At 67.6% G+C, this 10,642-nt stretch carries 10 protein-coding genes; 7 read left to right on the top strand and 3 right to left on the bottom strand.

What is annotated here, in order from left to right; translation table 11 throughout:
- Nucleotides 1-56 precede the first annotated feature (56 nt).
- Together FGL98_RS18320 and FGL98_RS18315 are read left to right on the top strand one after the other, a co-directional pair.
- Nucleotides 57-680: a histidine phosphatase family protein gene (locus FGL98_RS18320; protein ID WP_146319154.1), complete on the top strand. Its 624-nt coding sequence runs from the start codon at nt 57-59 to the stop codon at nt 678-680.
- A gap of 124 nt (nt 681-804) precedes the next feature.
- Nucleotides 805-1,734 (top strand): alpha/beta fold hydrolase, encoded by a 930-nt coding sequence (locus FGL98_RS18315; protein WP_186526246.1) that lies wholly within the window; start codon nt 805-807, stop codon nt 1,732-1,734.
- A 52-nt stretch (nt 1,735-1,786) separates the two neighbouring features.
- On the opposite strand, the gene FGL98_RS18310 is transcribed toward FGL98_RS18315, so the two are convergent.
- Nucleotides 1,787-3,649 carry an MFS transporter gene (locus tag FGL98_RS18310; RefSeq protein ID WP_186526245.1) on the bottom strand — a complete coding sequence of 621 codons (1,863 nt, stop codon included), beginning with the start codon at nt 3,647-3,649 and terminating at the stop codon, nt 1,787-1,789.
- Nucleotides 3,650-3,801: 152 nt separating this feature from the next.
- Here FGL98_RS18310 and FGL98_RS18305 point away from each other — a divergent pair, with 152 nt between their 5' ends.
- The 5 genes from FGL98_RS18305 to FGL98_RS18285 all read left to right on the top strand — a co-directional run bounded on the left by FGL98_RS18305 (nt 3,802) and on the right by FGL98_RS18285 (nt 8,687).
- Nucleotides 3,802-4,380: a TetR/AcrR family transcriptional regulator gene (locus FGL98_RS18305; protein WP_146319150.1), complete on the top strand. Its 579-nt coding sequence runs from the start codon at nt 3,802-3,804 to the stop codon at nt 4,378-4,380.
- A 131-nt stretch (nt 4,381-4,511) separates the two neighbouring features.
- Nucleotides 4,512-6,179 carry an FAD-binding dehydrogenase gene (locus FGL98_RS18300; protein ID WP_146319148.1) on the top strand — a complete coding sequence of 556 codons (1,668 nt, stop codon included), beginning with the start codon at nt 4,512-4,514 and terminating at the stop codon, nt 6,177-6,179.
- 96 nt (nt 6,180-6,275) lie between these two features.
- On the top strand, nt 6,276-7,409 hold the full coding sequence (locus FGL98_RS18295; protein WP_146319146.1) for an AI-2E family transporter: 1,134 nt from the start codon (nt 6,276-6,278) through the stop codon (nt 7,407-7,409).
- Entirely contained in the window at nt 7,409-7,909 is a 501-nt protein-coding gene (locus FGL98_RS18290; RefSeq protein ID WP_146319144.1) for an NUDIX hydrolase, read from the top strand. The genes FGL98_RS18295 and FGL98_RS18290 overlap by 1 nt, the downstream gene beginning before the upstream one ends.
- Nucleotides 7,910-7,994: 85 nt before the next feature.
- The gene (locus FGL98_RS18285; RefSeq protein WP_146319143.1) at nt 7,995-8,687 is read left to right on the top strand and encodes a type 1 glutamine amidotransferase; all 693 of its coding nucleotides are present in this window, start codon (nt 7,995-7,997) and stop codon (nt 8,685-8,687) included.
- Nucleotides 8,688-8,786: 99 nt separating this feature from the next.
- On the opposite strand, the gene FGL98_RS18280 is transcribed toward FGL98_RS18285, so the two are convergent.
- Together FGL98_RS18280 and FGL98_RS18275 are read right to left on the bottom strand one after the other, a co-directional pair.
- On the bottom strand, nt 8,787-9,404 hold the full coding sequence (locus FGL98_RS18280) for a response regulator (RefSeq protein ID WP_146319141.1): 618 nt from the start codon (nt 9,402-9,404) through the stop codon (nt 8,787-8,789).
- The gene (locus FGL98_RS18275; RefSeq protein WP_146319139.1) at nt 9,401-10,615 is read right to left on the bottom strand and encodes a sensor histidine kinase; all 1,215 of its coding nucleotides are present in this window, start codon (nt 10,613-10,615) and stop codon (nt 9,401-9,403) included. Before FGL98_RS18275 ends, FGL98_RS18280 begins: the two co-directional genes overlap by 4 nt.
- Nucleotides 10,616-10,642 lie beyond the last annotated feature (27 nt).

Here is a 10,642-nt window from a genome sequence, read left to right as displayed (position 1 = left end):
AGGGCGCTTCACCGGCGCGTCACGGGTTGTTTCACCGAGAGTGGGACGATGGGGGTATGCGCCTGTTGCTGATCCGTCACGGAGAGACGCCCGCCAATGTGATCCACGCGCTGGACACCACGCTGCCCGGCCCGGGCCTGACCGAGCTGGGTCACGCGCAGGCCGCGGCGTTGCCGGCCGTCCTGGCGAGTGAGCGGATCGAGGGCATCTGGGCCTCGGAGGCCGCGCGAGCCCAGGCCACCGCGGGGCCACTGGCCGCCGCCTGCAGCCTGCCGGTGCAGACGCTGCGCGGCATGTATGAGATCCAGGCCGGGGCCCTGGAGAAGAAGACCGACCCGGCCAGCATCACGACCTACGTGGAGGCGATGCGGTCCTGGAGTGCCGGCGAGCTGGACGTCCGAGTGCCCGGTGGAGAGAGCGGCCGCGAGGCGCTCGACCGGCTGGACGCGGGCGTGCGACTGGTGGCGGCCACCGGCATCGGCACCGCGGCCGTCTTCAGCCACGGCGCTGCGATCCGGGTGTGGTCGGGTCGGCGCGGGATCAACCTTCCCGCGGACTTCGTCGCGCGCAACGTGCTGGAGAACACCGGCATCGTTGCGCTGGATGGTGATCCCGGAGGCGGTTGGGTGGTGCGGTCGTGGATGGGGCGGTGCTTCGACGGCCAGCCCGTCGATGCCTGATCCCCCGAGAGGTCACACATAACACCCGAGTGGTCAGTCGTTTCCATCGAACGGTGACTACAGGTGTTGTATTCAGCGGGGCGTCGCCCTGCATCGCGCCGACACCATGGCCTAGGTTGACCTGGTGACTGCGAACTCCACCTTCCGCAACCGTTTCGTGGACCTGGACGGCGTCCGGGTCCACTGCGTGACCGAGCAGGGGCAGCAGGACGGCCCGACGTTCCTGTTGGTGCACGGACTCGGCGGTTCCGTTGCCAACTGGTCCTCCCTCATACCGCTGCTGGCGCAGCGCGGGCGGGTGATCGCGCTGGATCTGGGTGGATTCGGACTGACCGAGGTCACGCCTCGACAGGCCTCGATCAAGGCCAACCTCACCCTCCTGGACCACTTCGTCACTGCCGTATGCGATCGGCCGGCCGTCGTCATCGGCAACTCGATGGGCGGAATGCTCACCGCGCAGCTGGCCGCACGGAACTCACGGATGGTGGCAGCGGCGGTCCTCATCGACCCGGCAATCCCGCCGAGCCCGGTTTCCCGCCCCCACCCGCTGATCACGCTCGGTTTCAGTGTCTATCTGGTCCCCGGGCTGGACGTGTGGGCCACCCGTAAGCGGGAGGAGCGGCGCACCGTCCGACAGTTGGTCGAAGAGACCATGAAGATGGTGACCAGCCACTTCGACCGGGTGGACCCGGCGGTGATCGACGAGCACATCGAGCTCGCCGAACATCGCGCGAAGGAGTACCCCTCCGGGGATGCGGCATTCAGTGCGGCGGCACGCAGCCTGCTGCTGCAGTTTGCGCGCCGCGGGCAGTACTCGCAGCAGCTGCACCAGATCCTGTCGCCGGTGCTGCTGATGCATGGGGACCGCGACCTGCTGATCAATGTGAAGTCGGCGCGCGCGCTTGCCGCCCGGCACCCGTCCTGGCGATACGTCGAGGGCAAGGATCGCGGGCATACGCCGTTCCTGGACTTCCCGGAGTGGACCGCGCGGGAGATCTTTGCGTGGCTCGACGACAATCCGCAGATCGAGCAGCGCACCGTCGCGAGTTCCTGACGTAGGTTGTGCCCTCTCGATGGGACGGAGGTCGCGTCTCGGGGGACGGACGTCACGCCTCGGGGGCGGGCCCACCCAACTGGTCCAGCTGCTCGCGGACCCAGGCCTCGTGCTCGGCTGCCTCGCGTTTGGCAACTCGTGGGTCCCAGCCACCGGTCAGCATCCAGATCAGCGGGATGAAGACGACCTCGCCACCGACGGCGACCCAGAAGTAGGTGCGCCACTGCTTCGGTGCGTCGGCTGCGGCCTTCTGCACCGAGGGTGCATTGGCCTGCAGGTACTTCAGGGCGCCTTGCACCTTCGGGTCCTGCAACGGCGGGCCGTAGGTACTCAGGAACTTCAGGTCGGCGGCCGGGATCTTGCTGAGCGCCACCAGTCGTGCCTGGGCTGCTGCGGCGCCGATCCCGAACTTGCCGGCGATCTGGCCGACAGCCTGTGCGGCGACCTGCTGGTTCGTCGGGTCGGCCTGCAGCTTCGCCAGCGTGGCAGGCTGGATCGCGGCGGCGGTCTTCAACTGCGCCGCGTCCTGCGCGGCCAGCCTCTGGACCTTGGGGACGATGGAGGGATCCTTCGCCACCGCTGCGACCGTGGAGTTCTGCGCAGCGTTGAGTCCGGGATCCTTGCCGGCGGCGATCGCCTGGACCGTTGGGCCCTTCTCGACCAACGGGGTGACCGAGTTGACCACGAACGGAAGGAAGAACACACTCAGCGCAATCACGATCCGGATGGTCAGCCCCCATACGGCCAGACCGGTCGCGGCCAGCGCCGGGTTGCGCTGCTCTGCGGTCTCGGTGAAGCTCGCCATCCACGGTGCGTACGCAATACCAAGTGAGATCGCCAGCAGGCTCAGGATCCACACGAAGGCGGTGAAGCTGGTATCCGGCTGGGTCGCCTTGCTGAGGAAGATGATCGTCATGATGATGGTGCAGATGGCTCCGACCAGCATGAACGGCTTGCGCACACCGACCTTGTCCGAGATGACCCCGACCACCAGCAGCGCACCGGCGTCGAAGGCCCACATCCAGTCACCCAACGTGTTGGCCTGCGACTGGGTGAAGCCGAAGACCGTCTCGAAGAAGATCGGGAAGAACCCGACGGCGATGTAGTAGATGATCAGGAAGACACTGATCGCGAACGATGACAGGATGATGTCCGGCTTGAGCATCTGACGGAACGGGTGTTTCAGCGACGCCGCCACGTCGATTCCCTTGGCCCGGGCCTCGATCAGCGCGCGGTCCTGCGCGCTGACCATCACCTGGTCACGCAAGGCAGGGGCCAGCTCGCGGAGCAGGAGCAGCGCAAGGATCGCCACGACCAGCCCGACGACTCCGGAGATCCGGTAGTGGTCCTGCCAGGGGTAGGTGTTGCTACTGCTGCTCACCTGGATGCTGACGACGAGGCTTCCCACCACCGGTCCAAGGGTCCAAAAGCCCATGGCCGAGGCCCTCCCGAGCTGCGGACTGAAGTCGCGGATCAGCGCCGGGGTGGCCACCAGAATGACGCCTTCCACCGTGCCGATCACCACGAAGATCACGCCGAAGGCCAGGCTGCTGCCGGCGGCCGGTATGCCGAAGAGGCACAGCAGCGCGACCACGAACAGCCCCACCGTGACGATGTTGGCGCGCCCGTAACGGTCGGCGACGCCGGTGGCGAAGGAGGCGACCGCTCCGAAGAGATAGCCGACAACACTGATGTTGACGTAGTAGACGAACGACATGTGGTAGTCGGCCAGGATCCGCGTGGCGACCGCACCCGCGAGATAGAACTGGTAGTACAGCACGATTGTGGCCAGCACGACGATGGCCAACGAGGTATATCGGGTTGCGGATCCGGGATACTTCGACAGCTCGCGGTGCCACAACCTGCTCAGCGGCGATGCGTCGCGCTGCGCACCGTCCGACGCCAACGTGGTCATGACCTGTGCCCAAAGGGATGATGCTGCACGACCATCACGTCCTTTCGCCGACGCGCCCTGAGCGTATGCTTGGTCATCGCTGAGCGCTTGTTCAGATTTACACGCACTTCGAGTCACGTCAAGACCTGCATGATCACGAATGAGGTGGTGTCATGGGCGATTCGCCCGCCGCCGAGCGGGTGCTGCGTGCCGCGGTCTCGGCGTTTGCCGAGCTCGGCTTCCATGGCGCCAGCACTCGTGAGATCGCGGCCCGGGCCGGGATGAGCCCGGCTGCGGTCTACACGCACTTCCGCTCGAAGGAAGACCTGCTGTTCGGGATCTCCCTGGACAGTCACGAACAAGTCCTTGCGGCTCTGCATCGTGCCGCTGCCCAAGGAGTGACTCCGCCGGAGCGGATGAGCTCAATCATGTACGAGTTCACCCTCTTTCACGCGCGAGGACGTGCCGGGGCCTGGGTGGCCAACAACGAGATCGCGATCCTGACCGCCGAGCACGCGCGGCAGATCAAGGCGTTGCGTCGGCAGATGATGGAGGTGGTGCGCTCCGTCATCGAGGCGGGGCTGCGCACTCAGGACTTCCACACCTCCGACCCGTCGATGACGTGCACCGCACTGATGACCTTGAGCATGAACGTGGAGCGCTGGTATCGCGAGGACGGCCGATGGTCGCCGGAGGACATCGCCACTCACTACCGTGATCTCGCGCTGCGCATGCTCGGCGTCACGTCCTGACTTCTCGCGGGCTGCATGTGACTTCTCGAGTGCTATTTGTGACTTCTCGATGGGGTACTTGCAAGTAGGTTGGAGTGAGCGTGCCCTGAGCGTGGGTCGTTGTCTGATCACGGATTATCGGAGGTTCTTCAATGGATGCGGATGTCATCGTGGTCGGTGCCGGCCTGGCCGGGCTGGTGGCCGCCGGCGAGCTGGTCGCCGCCGGAAAGCAGGTCGCGATCCTCGACCAGGAGAATGCCGCGAACCTGGGCGGCCAGGCCTGGTGGTCGTTCGGTGGCCTGTTCTTCGTCGACTCGCCCGAGCAGCGGCACATGCGGGTCAAGGACTCCGTGGATCTCGCCTGGCAGGACTGGCAGGGCAGTGCGCAGTTCGACCGGCTGGACGACGAGGACACCTGGGCGGTGAAGTGGGCAAGGGCGTATGTCGAGTTCGCCGCAGGCGAGAAGCGGGCCTGGCTCAAGGAGCGCGGGATGTCCTGGACCCCGGTGGTCGGTTGGGCCGAGCGCGGCGACGGTCGGGCCGATGGGCACGGCAACTCCGTGCCGCGCTTCCACATCACGTGGGGCACCGGCACCGGCGTGGTGAAGCCATTCGTCGACGGCGCACTGGAGGCGGCCGAGGGTGGCCGGGTCCGGTTCTACCACCGGCACCGCGTCGAGGAGCTGCACATCGAGGCCGGCACGGTCACCGGGGTAAGCGGATCCGTGCTCGCCGATGACGGCTCCCCGCGTGGTGTCGCCAGCAACCGAGACGTCACAGGTGACTTCACCCTCACCGCACCGGCGGTCATCATCACCTCCGGTGGCATCGGCGGCAACCACGAAACGGTGCGCAAGTGGTGGCCGCAGCGCATGGGCACGCCGCCGGCGCAAATGATCACCGGCGTCCCCGCCTACGTCGACGGCAAACTCATCGACATTGCTGAAGGCGCCGGAGTGCGCACGGTCAACCGCGACCGGATGTGGCACTACGTCGAGGGCATCCGAAACTGGGACCCGGTCTGGCCGAACCACGCGATCCGGATCCTGCCCGGTCCATCGCCGATGTGGTTCGACGCGCTCGGTCGTAGGCTCCCGCACCCCTGCCTGCCCGGGTTCGACACGCTGTCGACGCTGCGGCATCTGCGCACGACGCCGGACCTGCAGGCCTACGACCACTCCTGGTTCATCCTCACGCAGAAGATGATCGAGAAGGAGTTCGCCCTGTCCGGGTCGGAGCAGAATCCCGACCTGACCAACCGCGACTACCGGCTGCTGTCCTCGCGGGTGCGCCCCGGGGCGCCGGGGCCCGTCGAGGCATTCAAAAGCCGTGGCGCCGACTTCGTGGTCGCCGACGAGCTGCCCACCCTCGTCGACAAGATGAACGGGCTGACCGACGAGCCGCTGCTGGACCACCGCGACATCGCCCGTCAGATCACTGCACGCGACCGCGAGATCGACCACCCCTTCTCCAAGGACGTGCAGGTCACGGCGATCCGTGGCGCACGCCGTTTCCTCGGCGACAAGCTGATGCGAGTGAGCACGCCGCACAAGGTCCTCGACCCCAAGGCCGGGCCGCTGATCGGGGTCAAACTGCACGTCCTGACCCGCAAGACTCTCGGCGGCATCCAGACCGACCTCGACTCGCGGGCGCTCGCGGTCGACGGCAGGCCCATCGACGGGCTGTATGCCGCTGGCGAGGCGGCCGGATTCGGCGGCGGTGGGGTGCATGGCTACAACTCGCTGGAGGGCACCTTCCTGGGCGGCTGCATCTTCTCCGGCCGCGCCGCCGGCCGGGCCGCCGCCCGGCAGGTCGGCTGACCCGCCGGCATTGACCGAGGGACGCGCTGGCACGCGCAGGCCTCAGGCGTGGCAGGCTTCGGGCAGCGCAACCCAGCGCGATGTGAGAAAGGCGTCATGAGCACCCGACAGCGACCTGGACGGCGGGACGAGGCTCCCGCCGTCGATCAGCGACGCGCGACCGATGACGTGAGCTATGGCATCCGTGTCGCGGCGCTGTGGTCGGTCTGCTTCATTGCGGTAGTAGCCGGAATCGTCGTGCTCGCATGGATGCTGTCGAAGGTCGGTCTGGTGACCACGACGGTCGGCGTGTCGATCATGCTGTGCGCGCTGCTGCAGCCGTTTGTCACGTATCTGCAGCGGGTCGGCGTGCCGCGCGTGCTTGCGGCGGTCGTGGTCTTCATCGTCGGGATCGTCGTCTTCGGCGTGCTGATCTGGTTCGTGGTCTCGCAGATCGCGAACGCGCACGCCACCTTGACGGACCAGCTGACCGGCGCCGCCAAGACCATCGACCAGTGGCTGGTGAGCGGACCGCTGCACATGTCGCCGCGGAACGCGAACCGGTACACGATCAACCTCGAAGGCACGATCAGCGAAAACGCCGACGTGATCACGAACCGTCTCGCCTCCACGGCCACCAGTGCGCTGGGGTTGGTCTCCGGCGCCGTGCTGTGCATCTTCGCGACGCTCTTCCTGATGCTCGACGACGGCCGCATCTGGGGCTGGGTCGTCGGGCTGTTTCCCGTGCACATCCGCAGCCACGTGCGCGAGGCCGGCAACGCGGCGTGGCGCACACTGACCATATACATGCGCAGTCTCGTCCTGCTGGCCGCAGTGAATGCCCTCGCGATGGTGCCGGTGATGCTGATTGCGGGGATACCGCTGGTGATCCCGTTGGCCGTGCTGCTCTTCCTCGGATCACTGGTCCCGCTGATCGGGGTGATCGTTGCGGGCGTGATCGTGGCCCTGATTGCCCTGGTCACGCAGGGAGTGACGACCGCCATCGTGGTGACGATCATCCTGGTCGTGGTCGTGCAGCTCTTCGGCAACCTGCTGAATCCGGTCATTCTGGGCAAGTTCGTCGCGGTCCATCCACTGGCGATCCTGGTGACGGTGACCGCGGGCACCCTGGTGGCAGGCGCCTTCGGCGCGTTCGTCGCGGTGCCGCTGGTCGCCGTGATCAACAACGCGATCAAGGTCATGAGGGTCCATGAACCGGCCGAAGAACTCGTGACAGAGGAGGCGACCTGATGTCGGCGAAGCATCCCGGCTCACTGCGCCGCGCGGCCTACCGGATCTTTCGCCGGATCCCGCCCGGACCGAGCCACGCCATCATCCGGATGACCGCACCCACCTTCAGCGTCGGTGCCATAGCGCTGATCGAGTGGGACGGCCGAGTGCTGGCGCTGCGCCAGTCTCACCGCACCGGGATGTCGTTGCCCGGCGGGCTGGTGAATCGCGGTGAGCAGCCGGCGCAGGCGGTGACGCGCGAGGTGCGAGAGGAGACCGGCCTGCGCATCGACCCGGGCGATGTCTGCGCGACCGTGTTTGACACGCGGGCGCGGCACATCGACGTGATCTTCCGGGTGCACTGTGAGGCGGAGCCGACGGTTGCGCCGGCGAGTGAGGCCACGGCATACGACTGGCTGGAGCCACACGACTGGGACGACCCGGACACGGCCACCGTGCGCATCCTCGAGGCGGCGGAGGCCGTGCATCGCGTCAAGCAGATCGGTCGGCTGCTCGACTGACCCGAGCGTCGCTGAGCCGGTAGATCCACGGCGGTTGTGACGTCCTACGATTGTGGGCGTTGTTCGAGATGTCGAAGGAGAAGCCATGGGTGTGCGCGTCGACGTGGTTGCCGACAGGTCGGACGAGGACGCCGGCTTCGTCGGGCAGCGGCTTGTCGAGCAGCACGGCGGCGAGCTCGTCCTGCACGATCGTGATGCGCTTGGTGGCACCGCCGACTTTGCCCAGACCCAGCTGCTCCTGCTCCTCGGTTCGGCGCGCAGTGCGCATGACCCGGCGCAGCGCGACGTGGTGGAGGCCGAGTCTCAGGTGGTGCGTGGCGTCCTGGACTCCGGCGTGCCGGTGCTCGCCATCTGTTATGGCAGCCAGCTGCTTGCGCGCGCCCTCGGCGGCTCGGCGCATCAGGCAAAATATCCGGAGATCGGCTGGTATTCCGTGGAGTCGGGCGACCCGGACCTGTGTCCGCCCGGCCCGTGGGCGCAGTTTCACTCGGACGCATTCACGCCCCCGCCCACAGCGAGGGTGCTGGGTTCGAACGGCGCGGGATGCCAGGCGTTCAGCGATGACTCGCACCGTGCACGTGCGCTCGGGTGGCAGTTTCATCCGGAGGTCACCGCGGCAAGGTTCAGCTCGTGGGCCGATACGATGCGCGACTACTGCACAACGCGCGGAATCGATCCGGACGCGTTGATCGCCGAGGCACCATCGCACGAGCCGCGGCTGCGCGAGGCGACGTTTGCGCTGACCGACTCTGCGGTGGCCTGGCTGTTCGACCGCTGATCTCTCCCTCCGAATGGAGCACATAGTGTCCGAGTGGAGTAGGAATACGTGCTCCACTCGACGGTCAAGTGCTCCACTCGGCGGAGGGGCCGCGGTGTGTCAGCGCAGAAGGCCGGACTCTCTGGCCGCCGCGACGGCCGCGGTGCGCGAGTCTACTCCGAGCTTGGTGAAGACATGCACCAGATGTGACTTCACTGTCGCCTCGCTGACGACCAGCCGTTTCGCGATCTGCCGGTTGGAGGCGCCTTCGGCGACCTGCGAGAGCACCTCGAGCTCACGACCGCTCAGCGACGGCGCCGGAGACCGCATCCGCGTGACCAGTCGCTGCGCCACCAGCGGTGCCAGCACGGTCTCACCGCGTGCCGCACGGTGCACCGCGTCGACCAGCGACTCGGGCGGCGCGTCCTTGAGGAGATAGCCGGCCGCGCCGGCCTCGACGGCGCGCAGGATGTCGGCATCCGTGTCGTAGGTCGTGAGGATCAGGACGGCGGGCGGACTCGGCCGATCCAGCACCAGTCGGGTGGCTTCCACCCCGTCGATGCCCTCGCCCATCTGGAGGTCCATGAGGACGACGTCGACCGGCATACGCGAGATCAGGGCGACCGCCTCAGCGCCCGATGATGCCTCGGCCACCACCTCGAGACCGGAGGCCTCGAGCAGCGCGCGAAGTCCGGCGCGCACGACGGGGTGATCGTCGGTAACCATGACACGGGTCATGTCGATTCCTCCTGAACATCAACGGAGTGCAGCGGGATTCCGGCGCTCACGGCGGTGCCGTCGCCGGGGGCGGACTCGACGGCGAGGGTGCCCTGCAGATCCGCCAGTCGTTCGCGCATCGCCCGTAGGCCGAACCCGCCGCCGGTGGCCGGCACCCGCACCCGCGGGTCGAATCCCACACCGTTGTCGACCACGTCCAGCGCCACCGCATCGTCCTGATAGGTGATGGTCAGGGTGACCTGTGGCGCCTGCGCGTGTTGCTGCACGTTGGCCAGGGCGCCTTGCGCGAGCCGCAGCAGGGCGACCTCGATGGTGGTGGGCAGCGGTCGCGGTTCCCCGTCAACGACAAGGTCGGTGTGGATGCCGCTCTGCCTTCCCAGCCGCTCGAGCAACCGGCCCAGTGCGGCGGGCAGCGGAGCCTGCTCCAGCTCGTCCGGGGCGAGCGCGCGGACCACGATGCGTGCGTCCTTGAGGCCGCTGGACGCGACCTGATCGATCTGCGACATCAGGTCGTGCAGCCGGTCGCCGTCCGGTTCGCCGGCGAGACCCGCCCGGGACAGCAGCACGATCGACGAAAAGCTCTGGGCCAGCGTGTCATGGATGTCGCGGGCCAGTCGGGACCGCTCGGTGAGCACCCCGGTCTGGCGCTGCGCGTCGGCGACGGCGTCCTGCGTGGCGATCAGCTCGTCGACCAGCTGCTGGCGGGCCGCGGTCTCCGCATGCAGCCCCGCATAGATCCAGGAGATCCCGACGGCGACCAGCGCGCCCATGCACGGGCCGATGACGCTCGCCGCGGGGTTGGAGGTGCCGTCGACGATCTGGGCGACCACCACGGCGATGGTGATCAGCGCCACCGTGCCCAGCGCGGGCACCCGCGGGAGCAGGTGCAGCGAGAGGAAGAACAGCGCGAACGCGACCCAGCTGAACTCCGGGGACAGGCAGATCAGCGCGACCCAGCCGAGCACCAGGATCAGGAACCACCCGGTCCCGGCGCGCGGGTCGTCGCTTCGCGCGGCCCGGATCCCCACGGCATACCAGGCGATCAGGACCACGGCGCCGATCACGCTCGCGATCGGATGGGACGGGTCTTGGGCGGCCCGCACCGCCCCGACGACGAGAAGCAGCACGAACAGACCGTGCAGCGCGAACTGCATGGTGCGCATGACGGTCGTGCTGTCGGCGCCGTGCCGTGACCGGTTCGTGGGATCCATTGCCCCGACACTAGCCAGCCGCACCGC

It is taken from the genome of Leekyejoonella antrihumi (assembly GCF_007845645.1).
In the GTDB taxonomy this organism is placed as follows: Bacteria; Actinomycetota; Actinomycetes; order Actinomycetales; family Dermatophilaceae; genus Leekyejoonella; species Leekyejoonella antrihumi.
This window is presented reverse-complemented; position numbering and strand designations above follow the sequence as displayed.

Bases quoted from the DNA above. Each gene is read 5' to 3' on its own strand.
- FGL98_RS18300 (WP_146319148.1), top strand. From the start codon at position 4,512: ATGGATGCGGATGTCATCGTGGTCGGTGCCGGCCTGGCCGGGCTGGTG.
- FGL98_RS18280 (WP_146319141.1), bottom strand. From the start codon at position 9,404: ATGACCCGTGTCATGGTTACCGACGATCACCCCGTCGTGCGCGCCGGA.
- FGL98_RS18305 (WP_146319150.1), top strand. From the start codon at position 3,802: ATGGGCGATTCGCCCGCCGCCGAGCGGGTGCTGCGTGCCGCGGTCTCG.
- FGL98_RS18275 (WP_146319139.1), bottom strand. From the start codon at position 10,615: ATGGATCCCACGAACCGGTCACGGCACGGCGCCGACAGCACGACCGTC.
- FGL98_RS18320 (WP_146319154.1), top strand. From the start codon at position 57: ATGCGCCTGTTGCTGATCCGTCACGGAGAGACGCCCGCCAATGTGATC.
- FGL98_RS18310 (WP_186526245.1), bottom strand. From the start codon at position 3,649: ATGACCACGTTGGCGTCGGACGGTGCGCAGCGCGACGCATCGCCGCTG.
- FGL98_RS18290 (WP_146319144.1), top strand. From the start codon at position 7,409: ATGTCGGCGAAGCATCCCGGCTCACTGCGCCGCGCGGCCTACCGGATC.
- FGL98_RS18295 (WP_146319146.1), top strand. From the start codon at position 6,276: ATGAGCACCCGACAGCGACCTGGACGGCGGGACGAGGCTCCCGCCGTC.
- FGL98_RS18285 (WP_146319143.1), top strand. From the start codon at position 7,995: ATGGGTGTGCGCGTCGACGTGGTTGCCGACAGGTCGGACGAGGACGCC.